Origin of the sequence: Pseudomonas sp. PS01299 (assembly GCF_029960145.1) — a bacterium.
GTDB lineage: Bacteria > Pseudomonadota > Gammaproteobacteria > Pseudomonadales > Pseudomonadaceae > Aquipseudomonas > Aquipseudomonas putida_A.
This window is the reverse complement of the sequence record NZ_JASCPO010000011.1, coordinates 33,058-58,115: the sequence shown is the minus strand read 5'-3', so window position 1 is coordinate 58,115 and position 25,058 is coordinate 33,058. Positions and strand designations below refer to the sequence as shown.

Here is a 25,058-nt window from a genome sequence, read left to right as displayed (position 1 = left end):
GCGGTAGATCAGTCGACGTACGTAGAAACCAATACACCGCTATCGCGAGCAGGCTCACCTCTGCAAAGGGCCTTGGTGCAGATAAATTGCAGGCAAAAAAAAGGGGAGCACATGCCCCCCCGAGGTTTAAAGCGTTGGATCGCGGCAGTTATCTCAGCCTTCGATCTCGATCAGGATTTCGCCAGGATTCACCCGGTCGCCCTTAGCCACATGGATGGCGGTGACCTTGCCGGCAATCGCTGCCTGAACTTCGGTTTCCATCTTCATCGCTTCGGTGATCAGCACCGCCTGACCGGCCTTGACGGTGTCGCCCTCCTTGACCAGCACATCGACGATGTTGCCCGGCATGGTGGTGCTGACGTGGCCCGGTGCCGATGCTTGTTTGCGTTTGCTGCTGCCACCGCCGACGAATTCGTTGAGCGGTTCGAACACCACTTCTTCCGGCATGCCGTCGATGGACAGGTAGAAGTGACGCTTGCCTTCGGCCTTCACGCCGACACCGGTGATGTCGACGCGGTAGGTTTCGCCGTGGACGTCGATGACAAACTCGGTCGGCACGCCTTCGCCGCCGGCCTTCGCCACACCACCGGCCTCAGGGATCGGCAACAGCACTTCCGGAACGAGGGTGCCGGCGGCACGCTCTTCGAGGAACTTGCGGCCGATGTCCGGGAACATGGCGAAAGTCAGCACGTCTTCTTCGGACTTGGCCAGCGCACCGATGTCGGCACGCAGCTTGGTCATTTCCGGCTTGAGCAGATCGGCCGGACGTACGTCGATCACCTCTTCGCTGCCGATGGCCTGACGGCGCAGCTTCTCGTTAACCACGCCCGGCGCCTTGCCGTAGCCGCCTTGCAGGTACAGCTTCACTTCGTTGGTGATGGTCTTGTAGCGCTCACCGGCCAGCACGTTGAAGAACGCCTGGGTGCCGACGATCTGCGAAGTCGGCGTCACCAGTGGCGGGAAACCGAGGTCTTCCCGTACACGCGGGATTTCCGCCAGCACTTCGGCCATGCGGTTCAGTGCGCCCTGCTCTTTCAGCTGGTTGGCGAGGTTGGAGATCATCCCGCCGGGTACCTGGTTGACTTGCACACGGGTATCGACGGCGGTGAACTCGCTTTCGAACTGGTGGTACTTCTTGCGCACGGCGTAGAAGTACAGACCGATCTCCTGCAGCAGTTCCAGGTTCAGACCGGTGTCGTACTCGGTGCCTTTAAGCGCAGCAACCATCGACTCGGTGCCTGGATGGCTGGTGCCCGAGGCGAAGCTGGAGATCGCGGTATCAATGTGATCGGCACCGTTTTCGATGGCTTTCAATTGGCACATCGCCGCCAGACCAGCCGTGTCATGCGAGTGGATGAACACTGGCAGCGACTGCTCGGCTTTCAGTGCGCGAACCAGTTCGCCGGTGGCGTATGGCGTGAGCAGACCGGCCATGTCCTTGATCGCCACCGAGTCGCAACCCATGGCTTCCATCTGCTTGGCTTGCGCCACAAACGCGTCGATGGTGTGCACCGGGCTGGTGGTGTAAGCGATGGTGCCCTGGGCGTGTTTGCCAGCAGCCTTCACCGCTTCGATGGCCACGCGCAGGTTACGCACGTCGTTCATCGCGTCGAAGATGCGGAAAACGTCGATGCCGTTGACCGCAGCCTTGGCAACGAAAGCTTTGACCACGTCGTCGCTGTAGTGGCGATAGCCGAGCAGGTTCTGCCCACGCAGGAGCATTTGCAGACGAGTGTTGGGCAGCGCGGCGCGCAGTTGGCGCAGACGCTCCCACGGGTCTTCTTTCAGAAAGCGCACGCAGGCGTCGAACGTCGCACCGCCCCAGCACTCCAGCGACCAGTAGCCGACCTTATCGAGCTTGTCACAGATCGGCAGCATGTCTTCAGTGCGCATGCGGGTGGCGAGCAGCGATTGGTGAGCGTCGCGCAGGATGGTGTCGGTTACGAAAATTTTCTTGGACATTGTTGTATTCCTCACAGGCCTGCGTGGGCGGCGATGGCGGCGGCGATGGCCAGGGCCAGCTCTTCGGGTTTGCGCTTGATCGAGTAGTTGGTCAGTTCAGGATGGCTTTCCACGAAGCTGGTATTGAACTGGCCGCTACGGAATTCCGGGTTGCGCAGGATTTCCTGGTAGTACGCGGCGGTGGTCTTCACGCCTTGCAGGCGCATGTCGTCCAGCGCCCGCAAGCCACGGTCCATTGCCTCTTCCCAGGTCAGCGCCCAGACCACCAGTTTCAGGCACATCGAGTCGTAGAACGGCGGAATGGTGTAGCCGGTGTAGATCGCCGTGTCGGTGCGCACGCCGGGGCCGCCAGGGGCGTAGTAGCGGGTGATCTTGCCGAAGCTCGGCAGGAAGTTGTTTTTCGGATCCTCAGCGTTGATGCGGAACTGCAACGCGAAACCACGATGCTGAATGTCTTCCTGCTTCACCGACAGCGGCAGGCCGGAGGCGATGCGGATCTGTTCGCGGACGATATCGATCCCGGTGATTTCTTCGGTGATGGTGTGCTCCACCTGCACCCGGGTGTTCATCTCCATGAAGTACACCTCGCCCTCGGCGAGCAGGAACTCCACGGTGCCGGCGTTCTCGTAGCCCACAGCCTTGGCCGCACGCACCGACAGGTCGCCGATGTAGGCGCGCTGTTCCGGGGTCAGTTGCGGGCTCGGGGCGATTTCGATGAGCTTCTGGTTGCGGCGCTGGATCGAGCAGTCACGCTCGAACAGGTGCACGACGTTGCCGAAGCTGTCGCCGAGGATCTGCGCTTCGATGTGCTTGGGATTGACGATACATTTTTCCAGGAACACTTCTGCCGAACCGAAGGCCTTGGTCGCTTCGGAGATCACCCGAGGGAAGTTCTGTTCGAGTTCTTCGCGGCTGTTGCAGCGACGAATGCCGCGCCCGCCACCACCGGAGGTGGCCTTGAGCATCACCGGGTAACCGATTCGGTCGCCCTCGGTCAGGGCTTCTTCGATACCCGACACGTTGCCTTCGGTGCCCGGGGTGACCGGCACACCGGCCTTGATCATGCTGCGCCGGGCTTCGGTCTTGTCGCCCATGCGGCGAATGACTTCTGCCGACGGGCCGATGAATTTGATTCCACGTTCGGCGCAGATGTCTGCCAACTCGGCATTTTCCGAGAGAAAGCCGTAACCGGGGTGCAATGCATCGCAACCGGTTTCCACCGCCAGGTTCACCAGCTTGCGCGGGTTGAGGTAGCCGGCCAGTGGCTCGGCACCGATGCTGTGGGCTTCGTCCGCACGCTTCACATGCAGGGCATGGCGATCGGCGTCAGAAAAAATCGCTACCGAGCGAATGCCCATCTCGGCGCAGGCTCGCACGATTCGTACGGCAATCTCACCACGGTTGGCGATCAGGATCTTTTTTATCACTTGGAAATTCCCTTGAGCCGGTGGCACCACGACCTGCTAGACCCAGGTCGACGCGTGACTAAATGTTTCAATTTAGTCGCAGCCCCACACTAGCCCTCACAATGGATTAACAAAAATGAATAAAAATTGGGTCAGGCATAAGCAAAGACTTATAGTTAAACCATCAGCCTGCCGTCAGAGCCTATAAAAAATGCGTAAGTCCTTGATGCGTATGACATTACGCCAGTTGCAGATCTTCAACGAAGTGTGTGATTTACGTTCCTACAGCCGCGCAGCCGATGAAATGTCTCTGACACAACCGGCCGTCAGCCTACAGATTCGTCAGCTGGAAGAGCTGATCGGGCAGCCATTATTCGATTATGTCGGCAAAAAACTCTACATGACCGAGGCCGCCGAAGCCCTGCAGCGCGCCAGCCGGGACATCTTCGGCCGCCTGGAAAACCTCGACATGCAGCTGTCGGACATGCAGGGCTCGCTGCAGGGGCAACTGAAACTTGCGGTGGAATCCAGCGCTAAATACTTCGTGCCGCACCTGTTCGCCGCGTTCAAGCGCCAGCACCCGGAAGTGAACCTGCAACTGACCGTGGTCAACCGAGGCCAGGTGATTCGCCGCCTCTCGGACAATCGCGATGATCTGGTGATCATGTCGATGGTGCCGCAGGACATGGGCCTGGAATTTCTGCCGTTTCTCAACAATCCGATTGTTGCCGTGGCGCGCCCGGACCATCCGTTGGCACACATGGGACCGCTGCGTTTGCAGGATCTTGAACCTTACACGCTGCTGATCCGCGAACCCGGTTCGGGTACGCGGCTGGCCTGTGAAGAGTATTTCAAGGAGAAACGCGTGCACTTCACCCAGACCCAGGAAGTGGCCTCGGCTGAAGCCCAGCGCGAATGCGTAGTGGCGGGTCTGGGCCTGGCGCTGTTGACGCGCCACGCCCTGAACCTGGAGCTGGCGACCGGCGGCCTGGTCGAGCTGCCGGTCGAAGAGTTGCCGCTGTTTCGCAGCTGGTGCCTGGTGCAAGCCAAGGCCAAACGCCTGTCACCGGTGGCGCACGCCTTCCTGGCGTTTATCCGCAGCGAACGGGTGCAGATCAGCGCGCTGGTTGAACGCTTCGACGGGAAGCTGCGGGCGCTGCCTGCCAGTAGTTGAGTTCGATGTCCTCGGGAAAATCGCTGATTTCGCTTTGAAGCTGACGAAGTTCGAAGCGATCTTCGATCGCGCGACGGAATTCCATGCGGCGCTGGTCTTCCTGCTGACGACGGGTTTTCGCGGCGCTGTTGCGTTCTTCGTAGGGCTGAGCCATTTCGAGTCTCCCAAGGCGAGTACGGGAGTTTCACGATAGGCGGGACGGATGACGGTTTGGCTGCGCAGGGATGACAGTGCGATGAAACTTTGCCGATTGCGGTGCTATTGAGGACGCTTTCGCGAGCAAGCCCGCTCCCACATTTGATCTCGATATGACACAAAATCTGTGGTCACCAGAGATCCCCTGTGGGAGCGGGCTTGCTCGCGAATAAGGTCGGAACGACCTTGCTTTAATCGTCCAGAGCTTTCACGGCCTTGGGGGATAGCCGCAAGCTGCGCAGGCTGCGCTTCACGCTCTTCAGGTGATTGACCAGACTTGGCCCGCGCGCCATGGCCACGCCCATGGCCAGCACGTCGATCACCACCAGATGGGCGATGCGCGAGGTCAGCGGCGTATAGATTTCGGTGTCTTCATGCACATCGATCGCCAGGTTGACGGTCGACAGCTCGGCCAGCGGTGTCTGGCTCGGGCACAAGGTGATCAGCGAAGCGCCGCTCTCGCGAACGAGGTTGGCGGTGATCAGCAGATCCTTGGAGCGCCCGGACTGAGAAATGCAGATCGCCACATCGGTCGGCTTCAAGGTCACCGCCGACATCGCCTGCATGTGCGGGTCGGAATACGCCGCCGCCGTCAGCAGCAGACGGAAAAACTTGTGCTGCGCATCCGCCGCCACCGCGCCTGACGCACCAAAGCCATAGAACTCGACACGCTGGGCCTGGGACATCAACGTCACCGCACGCTGCAATTCCACCGGATCGAGCTTCTCGCGAACCTCCATCAGAGTGTGCAGGGTAGTGTCGAAAATTTTCAGGCTGTAGTCGGCGACCGAGTCGTCCTCATGGATCGCGAACTGACCGAAGCTGGCACCAGCGGCCAGGCTTTGCGCCAGTTTCAGCTTGAGATCCTGAAACCCGGAGCAGCCGATGGCCCGGCAGAAACGCACAATGGTCGGCTCGCTGATGCCGACGCTGTGGGCCAGGTCGGCCATGGAACTGTGCATCACGGCCGCAGGGTCAAGCAGCACGTGGTCGGCGACCTTGAGCTCCGACTTGCGTAACAGGTGACGTGACTGGGCGATGTGTTGCAGCAGATTCAAGGGGCTGGACTCTTCTTATGGGCAAGGATGTAGCACGCTTGTAGTTATACTACATGAATTGGCTTTTTGCCTGCTCAATGCGTAACTCCATGTCCCCGTATCAGGCGCGATGGAGTGCATGTAGCCCTTAAAGCGGATTTCCCTGTTCGCGCAAAAGCCCGGCCAGACGCTCAGCCTCCACTGGGCGACTGATCAGATACCCCTGCACTTCGTCGCAGCGTTCAGCACGTAAAAATTCCAGCTGTTCTTGCCGCTCGACGCCTTCAGCCACCACTTTCAACGACAGCCCGTGCGCCATGGCAATGATCGCCCGGGTGATCGCGGCATCCTCGCTGCCCTGCCCCAGTCCGCGAATGAACGCCTGATCGATCTTCACGTAATCCACCGGAATTCGTTTCAGGTAACTCAGCGACGAATAGCCGGTGCCGAAGTCATCGATCGCCAGCTTCACCCCCAGATCGCGTAATTGCTGGAAGGTCGCGATGATGTGTTCGACGCTGTCGAGCAGTTGGCTCTCGGTGAGTTCCAGTTCGAGGTAGTGCGGCGCCAGCCCGGTTTCCTCCAGCACCTGGCGCACCAGGCTGACCAGTTTGCCCTGACGCAGTTGATGCACCGACAGGTTCACCGATACCCGAATCGGCTCCAGCCCTTGCCGCTGCCACTCGCACGCCTGCCAGCAGGCCTGGCGCAGCACAAACTCGCCGATCGGGCCGATCAGTCCGGTTTCCTCGGCCAGACCGATGAAGTCCCCCGGCGGCACCCGGCCCATGCTTGGATGATCCCAACGCACCAGCGCTTCCGCCGCATTCAGGCGCCCGGTTTGCAGGCACAGCTTCGGCTGGTAGAACACCTTGAGCTGCTTGTCTTCGATGGCTTTGCGCAGTTGGTTTTCCAGTTGCAGGCGCTCAAGGGTACTGGCCTGCAGGCTGTCGGTGTAGAACTGGAAATTGTTGCCGCCCAGATGCTTGGCGTGTTGCATGGCCATGTTCGACTGACTGACCAGCGCAGAGATTTCCCGGGCGTTGTCCGGCAGCATGCTGATGCCCATCGAGGCGCTGACCACCAGTTCATGCCCTTCGACCGTCAACGGCAGGCGCAGCTTGCTCGACAGCCGCGTGGCGACCCGCGCCAGGCTCGACAGGTTGCCGTAGGCATCGAACAACACGGCAAATTCATCACCGGACAGTCGGGCGATGGTGTCGGCCTCCGGCAAGGCGTTGACCAGGCGTCGAGCCATTTTCTGCAACAGCTGATCCGCCACCTCGTGGCCGAGGCTATCGTTGAGCAATTTGAAGCGATCCAGATTGATGTGCAGCAGCGCCAGACTGCGGCGCCCGCCCTGACGCACGCGCTGATGGGCTTCGTGCAGGCGTTCGCGGAACAGCGAGCGATTGGCCAGCCCGGTCAGCTCATCGTAATGCGTCAAGAAGCGCATGCGCTCTTCGGATTCGCGCCGCGCCGATAGATCGGCGAAGAAGCCGACGATATGGCTGACATTTCCTCGACTGTCGCGCACCGCGTTGAGTTGCAGCCACTGCGGATACAGCTCGCCGTTCTTGCGGGTTTCCACCAGTTCGCCCTGCCAACTGCCGTGCTGCTCCAACGCGTGGCGGATCGAGACGTAGTGCCGCCGCGCATCACGACTGCATGGCAGTTCGACGACGTTGCGCCCGAGCATGTCTTCGATGTCATAACCGGTGACGCGGCTGAACGCCTGATTGATCGCGATCAAGGCGTAGTTCGGATCAAGAATGACGATGCCTTCGCTGGCCGCTTCGAACACCGTGGCCGCCAGTCGCTGCTGTTCTTCAAGGCTTTTGCTCGCGCTGATGTCGCGCCGGGTGCCGACCATGCGGATCACCCGGCCAGCGTCGCTGCGTTCCACGGCGCGGCCGCGATCCTCGATCCACACCCAATGACCGTCGCCGTGACGTACGCGGTATTCGATCTGATAGTCCTCGGTGCGCCCTTTCAGGTGTTCGATCAGCGCCTGCTTGAGCCCTGGCACATCCTCCGGGTGCAGGCGTGGCTTGAGGTCGCGCAAGATCGCCGTGACGTACTCCGGCGCGAGGCCGAACAGCTCCTGAATCTGCGTGTGGTGGACTTCGTCGGTTTGCAGGTTCCAGTCCCACAGCCCCAGTTCACTGGCCTTCAACGCCAGGGCCAGACGGGCTTCGCTTTTGCTCAGCGCCTGATTGGCCACGTCCAGCTCGCGGCTGCGCTGGGCCACGCGGTCTTCCAGCTCGATCTGTGCTTCACGCAATTGGCCCTCGGCACAGCGCCGCTGTTCGATCTCCTTGGCCAGCGCCTGATTGAGCTGCTCGCTGCGGTTCTGCGCTTGCTGCAGGTGCTCGATCAAGTGCTGATTCTGAAAGCGCCGCAGCAAGCCGCGATCAATCAGCCGATTGACCTGCCAGGCGACCACGCTTAGCGAACCGAGCAGAATCAGCCCGAGCCAGCCCCAACCGCGCGCCTGCTCATCACCGCCCCAGAACAGGTAGCCTATCGCCGGCAGCAGGCACGGCAAGGTAAAGGACAGAAACGCCGGCAGGCTGACGGCATAGGCAACGCTGGCCGATAACGTCGCGGCACCGATCAGGCCGAACACCCAGGCTTGCTGCATGAAGTTGTCGGCGGGCACCAGGGCGATGCCGGCACCGGCCAGGGTCAGACCGGTCATGGTCGAGCCGAGCAGGAACATGCGAAACCAGATCGGCTGGGCCTGGCGATCCGGGATCGCCGAATCGAACGCGGCGACCTGAATCACCCGCAGTGCCACCAGCGACAACAACCAGACCAGCCAGATGCTGACCACGAAATAGCGCTGCGGGCTCCAGAGCAAAGCGGCGCAGACCAGACCATTGAGTAACATGAACATCGTCGGCAGCAGCGAGCCCTGATACAGCAGGCGCGTGCGTTCGACCGCCATTTCGGTGGCGTAATGCTTGCGGATGACCCGGGGTTCCACAGAGGGGCCCGACAGGTCTGAGCTGAGGGTCTTGTGCAATGTTGTTGTTCTTATAAGAGTGAGCATGGGCCCGAAACGTGGACGGAGCATACACAAGCCAACCCCTTTGCCAAACTGCTCCAGATCATAATTTTCCGGAAACTTTCCGCCGTCCGATCACTGGCAAAACCCGCAGAGTGAGGCGGGCCGAAGCCTGTAGCCAGTGACCGACCGGTCGTCATCGACGGCGCTTTCATCGGCTAATGCAAAGCTCGGTTTGCCCGGGCCTGCGGCGCACCCTAGAATGCCCCGATGCGCGATGATCTCTCCCTTCTGCTGAACTCCCTCAACGATGCCCAACGCCAGGCCGTAGCAGCCCCCGTTGGCCGTCAGTTGGTCCTGGCCGGTGCCGGTTCCGGTAAAACCCGAGTGCTGGTGCACCGTATCGCCTGGTTGATCCAGGTCGAAAACGCCTCGCCCCACTCCATTCTGTCGGTGACCTTCACCAACAAGGCCGCTGCCGAGATGCGTCATCGCATCGAGCAGTTGCTGGGTATCAACCCGGCCGGGATGTGGGTCGGTACCTTCCACGGCCTGGCGCACCGCTTGCTGCGGGCGCACTGGCAGGAAGCCGGGTTGAGCCAGACGTTCCAGATTCTCGACAGCGACGACCAGCAGCGGCTGGTCAAGCGGGTGATCCGCGAGCTGGGACTGGACGAACAACGCTGGCCAGCCCGTCAGGCCCAGTGGTTCATCAACGGGCAGAAAGACGAAGGTCTGCGTCCGCAACACATTCAGGCCAGCGGCGACTTGTACCTGGCGACCATGCGCGGCATTTACGAAGCTTACGAGGCGGCCTGCCAGCGCGCCGGCGTCATCGACTTCTCCGAACTGCTGCTGCGCGCCCTCGACCTGTGGCGCGATCACCCGGGTCTGCTGGCGCACTATCAGAAGCGCTTCCGTCATATCCTCGTCGACGAGTTCCAGGACACCAACGCCGTGCAGTACGCCTGGTTGCGCCTACTGGGCAAGGGCGGCGACAGCCTGATGGTGGTCGGCGACGACGACCAGTCGATCTACGGCTGGCGCGGGGCGAAAATCGAGAACATTCATCAGTACTCGTCCGACTTCCCGGATTCGGTGACCATTCGCCTGGAGCAGAACTACCGCTCCACCGCCGGCATCCTCAAGGCGGCCAACGCCCTGATCGCGAACAACACCGGGCGCCTCGGCAAAGAGCTGTGGACCGACGGTGGCGACGGTGAAGCGATTAACCTGTACGCCGCGTTCAACGAACACGACGAAGCACGCTACGTTGTCGAAACCATCGAAAGCGCGCTGAAAACCGGCTTGGCCCGTAGCGATATCGCAATTCTCTACCGCTCCAACGCCCAATCGCGCGTTCTCGAAGAAGCCTTGCTGCGCGAACGCATTCCGTACCGCATCTATGGCGGCCAGCGCTTCTTCGAACGCGCGGAAATCAAGAACGCCATGGCCTACCTGCGTTTACTTGAAGGCCGTGGCAACGACGCCGCACTGGAGCGGGTGATCAACGTCCCGGCCCGCGGCATTGGCGAAAAAACCGTCGAAGCGATCCGCGACCATGCTCGCCACAGCGATGTATCAATGTGGGAAGCGATGCGCCAACTGGTCGCCAATAAAGGCCTGACCGGTCGCGCTGCCGGCGCCTTGGGTGCGTTTATCGAGCTGATCGAGAACCTTGCCGCCAAGTGCATGGAGATGCCGCTGCATCTGATGACCCAGACCGTCATTGAGCAATCGGGGCTGATCGCCTATCACGAAGCGGAAAAAGGCGAGAAAGGCCAGGCCCGGGTGGAAAACCTTGAGGAGCTGGTCAGCGCCGCGCGCAACTTCGAGAACACCGAAGAAGACGAAGAGCTGACGCCGCTGGCGGCGTTCCTCGGCCACGCTTCGCTGGAAGCCGGCGACACTCAGGCCGACGAACACGAAGACAGCATTCAGCTGATGACCCTGCACAGCGCCAAGGGCCTGGAATTTCCTTACGTGTTCCTGGTGGGCATGGAAGAGGGCCTGTTCCCGCACAAGATGAGCCTGGAGGAACCGGGTCGTCTGGAAGAGGAGCGCCGCCTGGCCTATGTGGGCATCACCCGTGCCATGCAGAATCTGGTGATGACCTATGCTGAAACCCGACGCCTGTACGGCAGTGAAACCTACAACAAGGTCTCGCGTTTCGTCCGTGAAGTGCCGAAGGGGCTGATTCAGGAAGTGCGCCTGTCGAACAGTGTCAGCCGACCATTCGGCGGCAACCAGTCGATGAGCGGCAGCAACCTGTTCAGCGGTAGCGAGATCCCGGAAACCGGCTTCAGCCTCGGTCAGGCCGTGCGCCATTCGATCTTCGGCGACGGCGTGATCCTCAACTTCGAAGGTTCCGGCGCGCAGGCGCGGGTGCAGGTGAACTTCAGCGAAGGCAGCAAGTGGCTGATGCTGGGGTACGCGAAGCTGGAAGCCATTTAACGCCTTGCTCGATTGCTTCTGTAGGAGTGAGCCTGCTCGCGATAGCGATTTATCATTCAATATATTTATTGTCTGACACGCCCTCATCGCGAGCAGGCTCACTCCTACAAGGCTTTGTGTCGGCTCATCTTTAAGGATATTTCCATGGGCTCAGGCTTCTTTTCTTCCTGGACATTCTGGGCCTTGCTCTCGGCGACTTTCGCCGCGCTGACGGCGATCTTCGCCAAGATCGGCATCGAAAACGTCAATTCCGACTTCGCTACCCTGCTGCGCACCATCGTGGTCCTGGTCAGCCTGGCCTTGATTTTGTACGCGACGGGCCAATATCAGTCATTGGGATCAATTTCCGCCAAGAGCTACTTGTTCCTGCTGTTATCTGGCCTGGGTACCGGCGCATCGTGGCTGTGTTACTTCCGCGCGCTGAAAGTCGGCCCAGCTTCGCTGGTCGCGCCAGTGGACAAGCTCAGCGTGGTACTGGTGGCGGTGCTCGGCGTGATCCTGCTGGGCGAGAAACTCGACCTGCGCCAATGGGGCGGCATCGGCCTGATCACCGCCGGTGTGGTAATGCTGGCGTTGCGTCGATAAGCAGGTTTCCCGCTGAACCTATCCCATTTTCCTACAGACAAAAGTACATGGCCTTATTGCTTCGATGGAGCTGAACCTAAGCTGTCAGGCAAAAGCCCGAAACACTCTCTCGCTAGCCAGTAACACTTCAGCTGTGCAACATGGCGCGCGTGTCTCCACAAACGGGAATTCCCTTTATGAAACGTTTTCTTAGCATCGCCATGGCGTTGTGCATCGGCCTGACGATGAGCCTCGACGCCAACGCCAAGCGCTTTGGTGGTGGCAAAAGCGCCGGCGCTGCGCCGACGCACCAGACCAGCCAGATGGCTCCTTCTTCCCCAGGCATGGGCGGCGCAGCAGCGACCGCTGGTGCAGCCGGCGCTGCCGGTGCCGCGGCCAAGGCTGGCGGCGCTTCTAAATGGCTCGGCCCTCTGGCCGGTATCGCCGCCGGTGGCCTGCTCGCTTCCATGTTCATGGGCGGCGGCTTCCAGGGCATGCAGATCTTCGACATTCTGATCATGGCCGTGATCGCGTTCGTGATCTTCCGCTTCATCGCTGCGCGTCGACGCAAGCAGCAGGAGCACCTGGCTCCGGCCGGCGCGCCGATGCAGCGTGAAGTGTTCGAGCAGAAGCCTGCCGCCATGGGTTCGATCTTCGGTGGTTCGGCCGCGCCGGTTGCCGCTCGTCCGGTGATCAACGCACCGGCCTGGTTCAACGAGCAGAACTTCCTTGCCGCTGCGCGCAGCCACTTCCAGTCGCTGCAGCAGCACTGGGACGCCAACGAAATGGACAAGATTGCTGAGTTCGTGACCCCGCAAATGCTCGACTTCCTAAAGCGTGAGCGTGCGGACCTGGGCGACGGCTTCCAGTCGACCTACATCGACAACTTGCAGGTGCAGCTGGACGGCGTGGATGATCGTGCCGACAAGACCATCGCCACCCTGACCTTCAGCGGTGTGTCGAAGACCTCGCGTTTCGACCAGGGCGAAGTGTTCAGCGAAAGCTGGAACATGGAACGTCCGCAGGGCGAAAACCAGCCTTGGCTGGTGGCCGGTATCCGCCAGAACGGCTGATCCCCTGCGCGTTACGCATGTGGTAATAAAAACCCCGGCCTCGGCCGGGGTTTTCTATTTCGCAGTTGCATCTATAGCGAGCTACTGTATAAACCGGCCCATATAAACCGCGCCATTCAAGCAAGAGGATCCCGGACGTGGAAGAAATCATCGAACAACTGCGCGAAGCCAACGAACCCGTACCGGTTCCCCTGGAGTTGCCCGACGAAGACCAATTGGTGGAAATCGAAGAAGAACTCTTCATCAACATCCCGTTCGTCTTCAAAGAGTTTCTGCTGACCGTCAGCGACGTGGTGTACGGCAGCCTCGAGCCGGTGACCGTCACCGACCCGCAATCACACACCTACCTGCCGGATGTCGCGGCCAACGCCTGGGACATCGGCGTACCGCGCGACCTGATCCCGATCTGCCAGGACGGCGACAACTACTACTGCGTCGAAGAAGACGGCACCGTGGTGCTGTGGTCCGGCGAAGAAGAGCTGATCACCGAAGAGTCCTGGGAATCGGTGTGGCATTGGGCGCGGGATGTCTGGCTGGAGAGCTGATTAGCCGGATGCCCGGGCCGGTCAGTGCCCCGACGACTCCTTGTGGTTGTCGAGGGTTTCCAGCAGGGCCACCTGCATCCGCGTGTGCACGCGGATGAACCAGCGCCAGAGCAGCGCCGCCACGGCGGCCGCGACCACGGCGACCAGCACCAGCAACTTGTTGGTCGGCAGGATACTGGCCGACAAGGCTGCCAACAGCAGGAAGATCACCAGCAGCGAGAGGATCGGGATCACTTCGGAGATCACCCGACGCACTCGCTGCGTGTGACGCCCGGCCATCTCCGGCTTCACGCCCATCTCCGCCAGCAGCATCGACAGCGCCTTGAGCTTGCGATACGCCGCAATCAGGAACGGCAGCGACAGCAGCAGTGCCCCGCCCCAGATCAACGCCTTCTGCCAGCTCGGATCAGCGATCCAGTCCTGCATCCACACCGACAACCGTCCGGCGAAGAACGCGCCGCTGAAGAAGATCGCGATCACCAGCGCCAGATTGACCCCGACCTGCAACAGGATCCGCCGGATCATCGCCGCCAGCATCGCGCCCTCGCCTTGCGGTTGAATGCTGCGCAGCCATTCGCCATACATGCCGAACACCCGGCCCAGACGCTTGGGCACTGCCGCCGAGAGCTTGATCGACAGCGGATCGGCCGCACGGATCAGATACGGCGTCAGCAGCGTGGTGATCACCGACACCGCCACCGCGACGGGATACAGAAAGTTGCTGGTGACCTGCAGCGTCATCCCGAGCGCGGCGATGATGAAGGAAAATTCGCCAATCTGTGACAGCCCCATCCCCACACGCAGTGAGGTGCGTCCGTCATTGCCGGCGATAAACGCCCCGAGGCCGCAGGACAACATCTTGCCGAGCACCACCGCCACGGTAATGACTGCAATCGGCCACGCGTATTGCAGCAGGATCATAGGATCGAGCATCAGGCCGATGGCGACGAAGAAGATTGCACTGAACAGGTCGCGAACCGGCTCGATCAGCCGTTCGATCTTCAGCAACTGCCGCGACTCGGCCATGATCGCGCCGATCAGGAAGGCGCCGAGCACCATGCTGTATTCGAGCTTGACCACCAGCAGGCAGAAGCCGAAACACAAGCCCAGCACGGTAATCAGCAGCATCTCGTTGCTTTCGAATTTGGCGACATACGCCAGCAGACGCGGTACCAGCAAAATGCCGACCACCAGCGCGACGATCATGAACAGCGACAGTTTGCCGACCGTGGAGAACACTTCGCCGGAGCTGACCGTGCCGCTGACCGCGATGCTCGACAGCAAGGCGATGATGCCAATGCCGAGGATGTCCTCGACGATCAGTACGCCGAAGATCAGCTGCGCAAAGCGCTCGTTTTTCATCTTCAGGTCGTTGAGCGCCTTGACGATGATGGTGGTTGAGGAGATGGCGAGGATCGCGCCGAGGAACAGCGAGTCCATGGTGTTCCAGTCGAACCAGCGGCCGATTTCGTAGCCGATCCAGATCATCAGGACGATTTCGAGGAATGCCGCGATAAACGCCGTGGCGCCAACCTTGAACAACTTGCGCAGGCTGAATTCCAGCCCGAGGCAGAACATCAGGAAAATCACCCCCAGCTCGGCGAGGGTCTTGATGGTTTCTTCGTCGTGGATCAGGCCGAACGGCGGTGTGTGCGGGCCGATGATGAAACCGGCGACGATGTAACCGAGCACCACCGGCTGCTTGAAGCGGTGAAACAGCACGGTGACCACACCTGCGACCAACATGATCACTGCCAGGTCCTGAATAAAGCTGATGGCATGCATGGTGTGGGCTCCTTGTATGACGTGACCCGCCGTCAGACTTCAGAAAGGTCTGAGCGAGCTGGGTAAAAATCCGCTTTTCGTGTAGGAATTGCCCTTGGGCAGGGCCTTTTGCAGGTTAACACCGCGACTTCCGGCTGGAAGGCGGTGCAATATAAGGAAACAGATCGGTCGCGGCGTGACGGCAGCCAGTCGTCTGGCGTCCCGATAACGGTGCTTTTGAAAAAACCACCAGGCACCCGCAGAGGTGCGTCCAGCCATCCAGCCTTGATCCGTGAGAACGTTATGGAACCCGGAAACGCCCAACTGTCGATGACGGTATTGATGACCCCCGACATGGCCAACTTCTCTGGCAATGTCCACGGCGGTACCCTGCTCAAATACCTCGACGAAGTGGCCTACGCCTGTGCGAGCCGCTATGCCGGCCGCTACGTGGTAACGCTGTCGGTGGATCAGGTGATTTTCCGCGAGCCGATCCATGTCGGCGAACTGGTGACCTTCCTCGCGTCGGTCAACTACACCGGCAACACCTCGATGGAAGTCGGCATCAAAGTGGTGACCGAAAACATCCGCGAGCGCTCGGTACGCCACACCAACAGCTGCTTCTTCACCATGGTTGCGGTGGATGACCAGCGTAAACCGGCCCCCGTGCCGCCGCTACAACCGCAGAACAGCGAAGACAAGCGCCGCTACATGCAGGCGCAGCAGCGTCGGCAGATTCGTCAGGAGCTGGAAAAGCGTTATCAGGAGATCAAGGGCGACGCCTGATCAGCCCTTTGGAATGATGTCGCTTTACAGATAGCCTTCGCGAGCAAGCCCGCTCCCACATTGAATCGCAGTCCTCCCATGAGAACGCGGTCGAAGGTGGGAGCGGGCTTGCTCGCGAATGGGTGTAACGCGGTCTTACAGACTGATCGCCGTCGCCTCGAACTTCACCCGCGGATGCGCAATCCGGTCCTGCGCTCGCACCAGTTGCAGCTCGTAACTGGCACACGCCTGGGTTTCCAGCAGCACCTCATGCACCGCCGCTGCGGTGAACTCAAACGCCGCCACCAGACTGTCGCCGAGCAGTACCCGCGCGAGGAACAAACCGGAAGTCAGATCGCCGACACCCACCGGCTGACGCGGAAACGCCAGCAACGGACGGCGCAGGTGCCAGCTTTCATCTGCGGTCACTAACAACATCTCGAAACCGTCCGCCGGCTTGCCCGGATAATCCAGATGCTTGACCAGCACCGCTTTCGGCCCACGTGCCAGCAACGCCCGAGCCATCGCCAGACAATCGAACAGCGACTGCGGCTTGCGCCCGGAGAAGCTGTCCAGCTCCAGTTGGTTCGGGCACATGATGTCCGCCACCGCAGCGGCTTCTTCCAGCAGGAAATCGCTGACTTCGGCCGGCACACTGCAGCCCTTCTCCGGATGACCCATCACCGGGTCGCACAGGTACAACGCCTTCGGATTGACCGACTTGATGCGCTCGACGCCACTGAGAATTGCCCGGCCCTGCGCCGCGCTGCCCAGATAACCGGAAAGCACGGCGTCGCAATTGCCCAGCTCGCCAATGGCGGCAATGCCTTCGACCAGTTCGGGGATCTGGTGCGGCGCCAGCACTTCACCGGCCCACTGCCCGTACTGGGTGTGATTGGAAAACTGCACGGTGTTGAGCGGCCAGACATTCACCCCGACCCGCTGCATCGGAAACACGGCGGCGCTGTTGCCGGCGTGGCCGAAGACCACATGGGACTGAATGGCGAGCAGATGAGGCGTACGTTTCATTCGGGTTATTCCGTAAAACGATTGAAATTCAAGCCGCGCAGTATGCGACGAAACACAGCCTGTACGACAGACCGGCGACGCAGTTAAGCTGAGCTTATCTTTTGGAGTTTCCTGTTGATGCTGACCCTCGAAAACATCTTCGTGCTGATGCTGTTCGCCGCTGCCGGCGCATGGTTATGGCACAACCACGGCTTGCGCGAGCGGGCGCTGGAGCGGGTCAAGCAGCATTGCATCAACGTCGGCGTCGAACTGCTGGACGGTAACGTCGCGTTGAAAAAAATCGGTCTGATCAAGGACGCCAGCGGGCGGCGGCGCCTGGCCCGGGTCTATAACTTCGAGTTCACCGTGACCGGTGAATCCCGGCACAACGGCACCATCACCCAGTTCGGCGCGCACAGTGCGCAAATCGAACTGGCGCCCTACCCGGCGCCGTTCGACGATACGCCGCCGGTGGTCGAAGTTACCCGCCCACGGGCCGAAGTGATCGAACTGAGCCAGTGGCGGCAGGAACACAACAAGTGGAAGCCTTGAGCTAACCCGCCGGCACCCGGCATTGCGTCAGGCCTGACTGCAAAGCATCGATACGTTGTGCATCGGCAAAGATCAGCTCTATACGTGAATCCCGTCGCCACTCACTCGGTTGCCAATCCAGTTCGGCGTTATCCACGGCATTGGCCGACACCCAGCCCTCGGCGCTGTGGATAACCAGTTTGGCCCGCCGCCAGTCCAGGCTCTGCAGCCATTGGCTCAGACGTTGCGTATCGAACGTCTGTCCCGGGTGCCAACGCCAGCCGATGCTCCAACCGCCCTCCTGTGCCTGACTCAGGCAGATCGGCGATGCCGGGTCGCTCCAGATCGCCGGAATCGGTCCCGATCCCTCGGGCACAACAAGGTTATCCACCGCAGCCCCCGCTTGCGCAGCCACACCCGGCAGCTCGCTCAACGGCAGTTGCGCCTGCTGCGTCCAGGTCATTTTGACTGCCGGCAAACGCTCGACGATGGTCTGCCGTGCAGCCTCATCCAGACTTTCTGCCTTGTTCAGCAACAGCAGGCCGGCGCTGGCCAAAGCCTCCTGCTGAGCGGGCGGCAAGGCTTTCCCGGCGGCCAGCGCCTGGGCATCCAGCACTAACACACAGGGCTGCAGCGCCAGTACACCCAACCACGGTGCTTCGCTTAACTGCTTGAGCAACTGCGCCGGATGGCCCAGCCCGGACGGCTCGATGAACAGTCGATCCGGCCTGGCCTTGCGCAGCAAACGGCCGAGGCCGATCTGAAACGGCGCACCATTCACGCAACACAGACACCCTCCGGCGACCTCGCCCAGTGCGATACCATCGGCGTCGCGTGTCAGCAACGCGGCATCGAGGCCGATCTGACCGAACTCGTTGATCAGCACCGCCCAGCGCTCGCCGTCCGGCCGTTGGGCCATGAGCTGGCGAATCAGGCTGGTCTTGCCAGCGCCCAAAGGGCCGGCGATGACATGGGTAGGAATGTTCTGCAACATGACTGGGCGTTTTCTGAGGGGATTGGACATGCGTTGGATGGGATGGTCGTTGCTGTTGACGCTGCTGTCGAGCGAAGCATGGGCCCAGGCTTGCGTGGTGCACAGCCAGGGCGAGCGGCTCGACGTCAAAGTCTGCCAGCAGAACCGCAATATTCCCGAGAAGCTGTTTAGCGACGGCTTCTGCCAACCGACCCTGGCCGGGCAGAAAGTCGAGGTGCAGTACGTCGATCAATGCCCGAGCGGCGCGTTCGGCGTGTGCAGCAACGCGCAAGTCGCCAATATGCCCTATCGCCAGGATATCCACTATTACGGCGTCGCCTCCGACGCGGCGTATTTACAGCCGTACTGCGAAGGCCAGAGCCAGGGCAAATGGCTCAAGCCTTGAGCCGTCAACCGAGCCAGTCGAGGGTCAGCAGCAGCCGTCGTTCGCCCGGCGCCGGTTGCGGGGAACGATGAATCAGGCCGAAGCCTTCGTTGCCGTGCCACTTCTCACCTTTCAATAACGCCACGTCACCACGCTTGAGTTGCTGGATTTGACTCATGCCGTGTGGCTCAGCGTTGGCCTGGCCCAACTGCTCGCGATCCATCACCCCTTCCTTGAGCCATTGGCTGCCAATTCCGGCATAGGTGGTTATCAAGCGCACCGGCACATGATCGACATGGAAGCGTGGGCACATGGCTTTGTCCAACACCCGCAGGCGCAAACCGATGCGGCGAGCGCCCAGCAGACAGGCGAAGGCACTCACCAGCCATTGCAGGTCCGCGATGAAGCCCTCGTAGCCTTGCAGATCACGGAACCCGGTGGCCAGTCCTTGCAGATCAGGGTCGGCGTCTTCATTCGGCAATTCGATGCACAGTGATTCCGCCAAAGGCTCGTTGAGCGAGAGCAGCAACTCTGCGAAATCGGCGATGTGCAGCGGCAGTTGGCGCTGCCAGACCGCGAGATTGACGTCGTCTTCGAGGATTCGCGCCAGCGTTTTCGGCGTCGCCCCCTGATGCTGATGGCGCACCCGGTTTTGCTGCAGTTTGAGCGCAAGCATCAGGCGGCCTCTTCGTGCCAAGGGCCGAACGGGTCCGGCAGCCTGCGCCAACCATCTGCGCCAATGGCCATTTCTTCATCAGTCAGCAGGCAGGCGTCGAGCTCCGACTTGAGCTGTACGAAGTCGATGTTCTGGCCGATGAATACCAGCTCCTGACGACAATCTCCAACGCTCGGTGTCCAGTTCTCCATGATCGCTGCGGTACTTTCCTGATCCTGCGGCCATTGGTTTTTCGGCACGAAACGCCACCAGCGACCGGCGAAACCATGGCGCATCAAACCGCCGGCCTGCGACCAACTGCCTGCGTCGGAGGGTTTGCTGGCGAGCCAGAAGAAGCCTTTGGAGCGCAGCAGTTTGCCGTTCGGCCATGGACGATCGATGAAGTCGAAAAAGCGCTGCGGATGGAACGGACGGCGTGCGCGGTAGGCCGTCGAGGCGATACCGTATTCCGTGGTTTCCGGCACGTGCTCACCGCGCAATTCCTGCAACCAGCCTGGGGCCTGAGCGGCTTTCTCGAAATCGAAACGCCCGGTGTTGAGGATTTTCTCCAGCGGCACCTCGCCCATCACCATCGGGATGATCTCCGCTTGGGCGTTGAGACGCTTGAGGATGGCCATCAGCTCTTCGCGCTCCTGGCGGCTGATGAGGTCGATCTTGCTGATCAGCAGTACATCGGCGAACTCGATTTGTTCGATCAGCAGATCGGTGATCGAGCGTTCATCTTCATCGCCCAGGGTCTCGCCTCGGGACGCGAGGCTCTCGGCAGCCTGATAGTCGAGGAGGAAATTCACGCCGTCGACTACCGTCACCATGGTGTCGAGCCGCGCGACGTCAGCAAGGCTCTGGCCCTGCTCATCGCGGAAGGTAAACGTTTCGGCGACCGGCAGCGGTTCGGAAATCCCGGTGGATTCGATGAGCAGGTAATCGAATCTTCCTTCGCGGGCGAGTTTGCTGACTTCTTCGAGCAAGTCTTCGCGTAACGTACAGCAGATACAACCGTTGCTCATCTCCACCAGCTTTTCTTCCGCACGATTCAGGCTGACATCACGCTGGACTTCGCTGCCATCAATGTTGATCTCACTCATATCGTTAACGATGACCGCAACACGCAAGCCTTCTCGATTACGTAGTACGTAATTCAAAAGTGTACTTTTTCCGGCGCCGAGAAAGCCCGATAGAACGGTCACGGGAAGCGGTGATGACATTGGATAATCCTCATCATGTGGTGGCCGATGTGCGTTTTGGCCTGGTTTGGCGTAGCGCACCGCGCTCTAGAGCTTCAAAACAGCGATATGGCAGAAGCAGACGCTTGAAATCGGCGAGCTCAGGCTCAATTCAATTTTATGTTATAGTATAACAACACGAATAAGCCAGTCCTGCTCTTGTCCGAAACGATGAAGAGCAGGAAGCTGTGTACGCAATCCGCCCATCGAGAACCGCGATGAAAGATGCCATGAAATGCTCGCTGCTGAGTCTCGCGTTGCTGTCGGGAGCCAACGCGTGGGGGCAAATTCCCGCGCTCGCCAACTGCACACGCAGCGCCAATCTGCTGGCCTGCATCGATGCGCAGGGCAATACCTACAGCGTAAACACGGTGGGCAGCACGATTTACCTGCGTGGCTTTGAAAAGGACGGCAATCGCTACTGGGCACAGACCAACAGTCGTTTCGGCCAGCTGACGTTCTTCACCGGCCTCGCCTCTGACGGCGAAGCCTGGGTCGGCTACACCCGTCGCGTCGGCTGGACGACGATCAATCGCTTTTCCAGTTCTGGCGGCAGTAGCGCCAAGTTCACCTGCAGCCGGATCACCGGCTGCTAAACCTGCGTTTTTTGCTGCTCCTGCCGCCAAGCGATGTAGCTGTCGGCCGGTGGATTCTTCTGAAAGTAACGCTGCAGCCCTTCGAACAAACCATCCGCCACGGCTTGCTGATGTCGTGGAGTGACCAGGCGCTGGCTGTCACGGGCGTTGGAAATGAAGCCGGTTTCCACCAGAATCGACGGCACGTCCGGCGACTTCAGCACGGCAAACCCTGCCTGCTCCACGCGCTTCTGATGCAGCGTGGTAATGCCCGCCAGACTGCCGAGAACGGTGCTGCCGAGTTGCAAACTGGCGGCAATGGTGGCGTTCATCGACATGTCGAGAATCACGCCGGCGAGCATCGGATCCTTGTCCTTAAGGTTGAGCAGACTGGTCGCGCCCAGCAGATCCGCGCCGTTCTCTCGCTGTGCCATGAAGCGTGCAGTCGCAGACGTCGCGCCACCCTCGGACAGGCAATACACAGACGCTCCCGACGCCGTTAGACGTGGCGCCGCATCGGCATGCACTGAGATAAACATGTCGGCCTTGTGCTGGCGCGCTATATCCACACGTTTGCGAAGTGGCACGAAGAAATCATCATTGCGCACCAGTTTCACGTCGAAGCCTTTCTCCCTCTTCAGCCGTTTGGCGAGCAACTGGGCGATGGACAGCACCACATCTTTTTCCCGTTCACCTTTGGCACCAACCGCGCCCGGGTCTTTCCCGCCGTGCCCGGGATCAACGACAACGATGATGTCGCGCTTGGGGTGAGCCTGATTCGAAAGTGTTTCACGTGGAACCATTGCCGGACTTGATGCCTGTTTGGCGTTTACCAGATCAAGCACCAAGCGGTGCCCCTGGCCATCTTGAGGCGCCAAAAGGAAGCTGCTCAATAGCACCGGATGGTTCAGATCGAGAACGATCCGTGTATCACCCTGACCAAAGCGCCCTGATCGAATCGAATGAATAGCTGTATCGGCAAGCGTCAATTGACTGAGATCGCTACTCAAACTCGCCCCGGAAAGGTCGATGATCAAGCGTTCTGGAGCGCTCAGCGAAAAGGTTTTGTAGCGCACCGGACCGCTCAGATCGAACACCAATCTGAGCTTGTCATCCGAACGCCAGAGGCGTGCATTGCGAATTTGTGTAGCCGAAACGGTGAAGGGAAAAGCCAAAGCCGTGCTGGCCACAAGCAGGTTGAGCAGATGACGTCGGTGCATATGAAAGCCTGTTCATGAAAAAGGCATCGTGATTTGAATTGTTATAATGTAACATCTAATTCAATCAACACGATGGTTCCGAACATGAATTCGCTGACACTTCCGGATATTGCGACTCAAGCCGCTCGGCAGGCGTTACCGCTTGATTGGGTGGGAATGTGCGGCATTGCTCTGCCTGTTTTATTAGGAGGCCAACGTCTGAGCGCAAAAGCTGATGCAGGCGTAAGTCTCGATGATGGCGAGGCGCGCGGCATTCACATGTCGCGGCTATATCTCGCACTGGCGGCACTTGAGCGGCAGGACCTCTCTCCCTCCCTATTGCGCCAGGTTCTCAAGGAATTTCTGATCAGCCATGACGGTTTATCCAACAGCGCCTACCTGAAAATCCACTGCGAAGTGCTGCTGAAAAGGCCTGCGTTAGTCAGCCCTCTAGCGGGTTGGAAGAGCTACCCAGTGAGCATTTCAGCGAGTCTGAAAAACCAAATGTTCCACGTGGAACTTAAAATCGAGGTGCCCTACTCCTCAACTTGCCCCTGCTCAGCAGCGCTGGCGCGACAGTTGATTCAGCAGCAATTCATCGATGATTTCGCCAACAAGCCACTGCAACATGCCGAAGTGTTGGCCTGGCTAGGATCAAGCCAAGGCATTGTCGCCACCCCGCACAGCCAACGCAGCATCGCGCAATTGCATATGCACCTCGACGAGTTCATCGACGAGCTTCCCCTGAGTGTGATCATCAATGACGCCGAAGCGGCGCTCGGCACCGCCGTGCAAACCGCCGTGAAACGCGCCGACGAGCAGGCCTTCGCGTTGGCCAATGGGCAGAACCTGATGTTCTGCGAAGACGCCGCGCGACGACTCAATCTGGCTCTGCGTCGCTCCCCCGGGGTCTGTGGCTTCCACCTGCGGGTGATCCACGCCGAAAGCCTGCACGCTCACGACGCGGTCGCCGAAAGCCACTGGCATCGAGAACTCGAATGATCCGTTGCCACACCTTGAGTTGGGGCGCACCCGGCCAACCACTGACTTCGCCACTGACCCTCTCGCTGGAACACGGCAGCCTCAGCGCCATCATCGGCGCCAACGGCTGCGGTAAGAGCAGCTTGCTGAAAGTCATCGCCGGATTGCAGAAGCCGCTATCGGGAAAAGTCGCACTGGGTGTTCCACGCCAGGGCGGCCTGGCGTTCCTGCCGCAACAGCAACACCTCGACCGGCAGTTCCCCATCAGCCTCGAAGAACTGGTAGCCGCGGGTTTCTGGGGGCGTCGATTGTCGACGCAACTGCGAGCACAACGACTCGGTAACGCACTGGAAAACTGGCACTTGAGTGGATTGGAAAAGCGTCCGCTGATGGCCCTTTCCGGTGGCGAGTTGCAGCGCGCCCTGCTCGCCCGCTTGAGTCTGACCGACGCCCAATTGCTGCTGCTCGACGAACCCCACGCAGCTCTCGATGAACTGGGCCAGCAGTTACTCTGGCAACACATCCATGCCTGGCACTCCGAAGGACGAACATTGCTGATGGTCTGCCATGACCTCGCCGCCGTCCGCCAACACATCCCGCAGACACTGCTGATCAAAAACCGCGAATGCGTGTTCGGCCCCAGTGCCGAACTGATCCAGCAAACACCCAATATGCAGGTGGCCTGATGCTCACCGTCGCCCACCTCTGGCAACCGTTCAGCGAGTTCGTGTTCATGCGCCGAGCGCTGCTCGGCGGACTGGTATTGGCCTGTAGCACAGCGCCACTCGGCATTTTTCTGATCCTGCGGCGCATGAGCCTGATCGGTGACGCCGTTGCCCACGGTATCCTTCCCGGCGCGGCATTGGGCTTCTGGCTCGCCGGTCTGAGTCTGCCCGCGTTGACCTTCGGTGGTCTGGGTGCCGGCCTGGGCATGGCTGGACTGGCTGCCTGGATCACTCGACGCACAGGCCTGCGCGAAGACGCCAGCCTCGCGGCGATCTACCCGATCTCGCTCGCCAGTGGCGTGCTGATTCTTGGCATCGCCGGCAAACGCCTCGACTTGCTGCACCTGTTGTTCGGCTCGGCACTGGCGGTCGACGGCCCTACTCTTCACGGCATGTTATGGGTCTCGGCCTTTAGCCTGATTGCCATGGCACTCATCTACAAACCGCTGCTGCTCGATACCCTCGACCCATTATTCCTGCAAACCGTCAGCCGCCTCGGCCCTCTCGCCCACGGTGTGTTCCTGACCTTGGTAGTGCTCAACCTGGTGATTGGTTTCCAGGCCATCGGTGCCTTGATGGTCGTCGGCCTGATGATGCTGCCCGCCGCCGCTTCACGGTTCTGGAGTCGTCGCCTGCCGAGCCTGATTGCCATCTCGGCGCTTATCGGCTGCCTCTCGGTGTGGTGCGGATTGTTGATCTCGTTCTACTACTCGCTGCCCAGCGGTCCGGCGATCGTGCTGGTCGCGGGTATCAGTTATCTGCTGTCCGTGGTATTCGGGCCGGTGCACGGCTTGTTGCGCCGCCCGCCTTTGCTCACATCCCAATGAGGTGTT

At 60.3% G+C, this 25,058-nt stretch carries 23 protein-coding genes; 12 read left to right on the top strand and 11 right to left on the bottom strand.

Annotated features, from left to right (window positions below; translation table 11 throughout):
• Positions 1–153: 153 nt before the first annotated feature.
• Positions 154–1,962, bottom strand: a complete 1,809-nt coding sequence (gene oadA / locus QMX91_RS04555; protein ID WP_007962245.1) for a sodium-extruding oxaloacetate decarboxylase subunit alpha — start codon at positions 1,960–1,962, stop codon at positions 154–156.
• 11 nt (positions 1,963–1,973) lie between these two features.
• On the bottom strand, positions 1,974–3,389 hold the full coding sequence (locus tag QMX91_RS04550; RefSeq protein WP_027610345.1) for an acetyl-CoA carboxylase biotin carboxylase subunit: 1,416 nt from the start codon (positions 3,387–3,389) through the stop codon (positions 1,974–1,976).
• A gap of 190 nt (positions 3,390–3,579) precedes the next feature.
• Here QMX91_RS04550 and QMX91_RS04545 point away from each other — a divergent pair, with 190 nt between their 5' ends.
• Positions 3,580–4,542, top strand: a complete 963-nt coding sequence (locus QMX91_RS04545; protein WP_027610344.1) for a LysR family transcriptional regulator — start codon at positions 3,580–3,582, stop codon at positions 4,540–4,542.
• Here the strand turns inward: QMX91_RS04545 and QMX91_RS04540 are convergent.
• From QMX91_RS04540 to QMX91_RS04530, 3 genes are all read right to left on the bottom strand, one after another.
• Entirely contained in the window at positions 4,484–4,696 is a 213-nt protein-coding gene (locus QMX91_RS04540; protein ID WP_027610343.1) for a hypothetical protein, read from the bottom strand. The genes QMX91_RS04545 and QMX91_RS04540 overlap by 59 nt on opposite strands.
• 232 nt (positions 4,697–4,928) lie before the next feature.
• A complete protein-coding gene (gene hexR / locus QMX91_RS04535; protein WP_007962240.1) occupies positions 4,929–5,795 on the bottom strand; it encodes a transcriptional regulator HexR in 867 nt (288 codons plus the stop codon).
• Between the two features lie 127 nt (positions 5,796–5,922).
• Positions 5,923–8,853, bottom strand: coding sequence for a GGDEF domain-containing phosphodiesterase (locus QMX91_RS04530; RefSeq protein WP_210556271.1), 2,931 nt, complete (start codon positions 8,851–8,853; stop codon positions 5,923–5,925).
• Between the two features lie 201 nt (positions 8,854–9,054).
• Here QMX91_RS04530 and uvrD point away from each other — a divergent pair, with 201 nt between their 5' ends.
• From uvrD to QMX91_RS04510, 4 genes are all read left to right on the top strand, one after another.
• Positions 9,055–11,238 carry a DNA helicase II gene (gene uvrD, locus QMX91_RS04525; RefSeq protein WP_041073860.1) on the top strand — a complete coding sequence of 728 codons (2,184 nt, stop codon included), beginning with the start codon at positions 9,055–9,057 and terminating at the stop codon, positions 11,236–11,238.
• A gap of 144 nt (positions 11,239–11,382) precedes the next feature.
• Complete coding sequence (locus QMX91_RS04520; protein WP_027610340.1) at positions 11,383–11,823, top strand: EamA family transporter; 441 nt, start codon at positions 11,383–11,385, stop codon at positions 11,821–11,823.
• Positions 11,824–11,999: 176 nt separating this feature from the next.
• Positions 12,000–12,875 carry a Tim44 domain-containing protein gene (locus QMX91_RS04515; protein ID WP_007962237.1) on the top strand — a complete coding sequence of 292 codons (876 nt, stop codon included), beginning with the start codon at positions 12,000–12,002 and terminating at the stop codon, positions 12,873–12,875.
• Positions 12,876–13,012: 137 nt separating this feature from the next.
• Positions 13,013–13,420, top strand: coding sequence for an SMI1/KNR4 family protein (locus tag QMX91_RS04510; RefSeq protein ID WP_047596914.1), 408 nt, complete (start codon positions 13,013–13,015; stop codon positions 13,418–13,420).
• A gap of 21 nt (positions 13,421–13,441) precedes the next feature.
• On the opposite strand, the gene QMX91_RS04505 is transcribed toward QMX91_RS04510, so the two are convergent.
• The gene (locus QMX91_RS04505; protein ID WP_007960872.1) at positions 13,442–15,205 is read right to left on the bottom strand and encodes a cation:proton antiporter; all 1,764 of its coding nucleotides are present in this window, start codon (positions 15,203–15,205) and stop codon (positions 13,442–13,444) included.
• 282 nt (positions 15,206–15,487) lie between these two features.
• On the opposite strand from QMX91_RS04505, the gene QMX91_RS04500 reads away from it, so the two are divergent.
• Positions 15,488–15,970: an acyl-CoA thioesterase gene (locus QMX91_RS04500; protein WP_041073853.1), complete on the top strand. Its 483-nt coding sequence runs from the start codon at positions 15,488–15,490 to the stop codon at positions 15,968–15,970.
• Between the two features lie 135 nt (positions 15,971–16,105).
• On the opposite strand, the gene pdxY is transcribed toward QMX91_RS04500, so the two are convergent.
• Positions 16,106–16,978: a pyridoxal kinase PdxY gene (gene pdxY / locus QMX91_RS04495; RefSeq protein WP_027610337.1), complete on the bottom strand. Its 873-nt coding sequence runs from the start codon at positions 16,976–16,978 to the stop codon at positions 16,106–16,108.
• Between the two features lie 117 nt (positions 16,979–17,095).
• On the opposite strand from pdxY, the gene QMX91_RS04490 reads away from it, so the two are divergent.
• Positions 17,096–17,509, top strand: coding sequence for a DUF3301 domain-containing protein (locus QMX91_RS04490; RefSeq protein WP_282412320.1), 414 nt, complete (start codon positions 17,096–17,098; stop codon positions 17,507–17,509).
• A gap of 1 nt (position 17,510) precedes the next feature.
• On the opposite strand, the gene QMX91_RS04485 is transcribed toward QMX91_RS04490, so the two are convergent.
• Entirely contained in the window at positions 17,511–18,482 is a 972-nt protein-coding gene (locus tag QMX91_RS04485; RefSeq protein ID WP_282412319.1) for a CobW family GTP-binding protein, read from the bottom strand.
• A 28-nt stretch (positions 18,483–18,510) separates the two neighbouring features.
• On the opposite strand from QMX91_RS04485, the gene QMX91_RS04480 reads away from it, so the two are divergent.
• Positions 18,511–18,867 (top strand): hypothetical protein, encoded by a 357-nt coding sequence (locus QMX91_RS04480; RefSeq protein WP_027610335.1) that lies wholly within the window; start codon positions 18,511–18,513, stop codon positions 18,865–18,867.
• Between the two features lie 4 nt (positions 18,868–18,871).
• Here the strand turns inward: QMX91_RS04480 and QMX91_RS04475 are convergent, their stop codons facing one another.
• Positions 18,872–19,522 (bottom strand): DUF1826 domain-containing protein, encoded by a 651-nt coding sequence (locus QMX91_RS04475; RefSeq protein WP_139055067.1) that lies wholly within the window; start codon positions 19,520–19,522, stop codon positions 18,872–18,874.
• Positions 19,522–20,727, bottom strand: a complete 1,206-nt coding sequence (gene zigA, locus QMX91_RS04470) for a zinc metallochaperone GTPase ZigA (RefSeq protein WP_027610333.1) — start codon at positions 20,725–20,727, stop codon at positions 19,522–19,524. The genes QMX91_RS04475 and zigA overlap by 1 nt, the downstream gene beginning before the upstream one ends.
• A gap of 236 nt (positions 20,728–20,963) precedes the next feature.
• On the opposite strand from zigA, the gene QMX91_RS04465 reads away from it, so the two are divergent.
• Positions 20,964–21,341, top strand: a complete 378-nt coding sequence (locus QMX91_RS04465; RefSeq protein WP_098966365.1) for a glutamine synthetase — start codon at positions 20,964–20,966, stop codon at positions 21,339–21,341.
• Here QMX91_RS04465 and QMX91_RS04460 read toward each other — a convergent pair.
• Complete coding sequence (locus tag QMX91_RS04460) at positions 21,338–22,540, bottom strand: N-acetylmuramoyl-L-alanine amidase (RefSeq protein ID WP_282412318.1); 1,203 nt, start codon at positions 22,538–22,540, stop codon at positions 21,338–21,340. The two genes, QMX91_RS04465 and QMX91_RS04460, sit on opposite strands and share 4 nt — an antisense overlap.
• Before the next feature lie 84 nt (positions 22,541–22,624).
• Between QMX91_RS04460 and folE2 the strand changes: the two genes are divergently transcribed.
• From folE2 to QMX91_RS04445, 3 genes are read left to right on the top strand one after another with little or no spacing between them, the layout of a single operon-like run.
• Complete coding sequence (gene folE2, locus QMX91_RS04455; RefSeq protein ID WP_282412317.1) at positions 22,625–23,521, top strand: GTP cyclohydrolase FolE2; 897 nt, start codon at positions 22,625–22,627, stop codon at positions 23,519–23,521.
• On the top strand, positions 23,518–24,186 hold the full coding sequence (locus QMX91_RS04450) for an ATP-binding cassette domain-containing protein (protein WP_223007051.1): 669 nt from the start codon (positions 23,518–23,520) through the stop codon (positions 24,184–24,186). The genes folE2 and QMX91_RS04450 overlap by 4 nt, the downstream gene beginning before the upstream one ends.
• Positions 24,186–25,052 carry a metal ABC transporter permease gene (locus QMX91_RS04445; protein ID WP_223007052.1) on the top strand — a complete coding sequence of 289 codons (867 nt, stop codon included), beginning with the start codon at positions 24,186–24,188 and terminating at the stop codon, positions 25,050–25,052. Before QMX91_RS04450 ends, QMX91_RS04445 begins: the two co-directional genes overlap by 1 nt.
• The last annotated feature ends 6 nt before the right edge of the window (positions 25,053–25,058 follow it).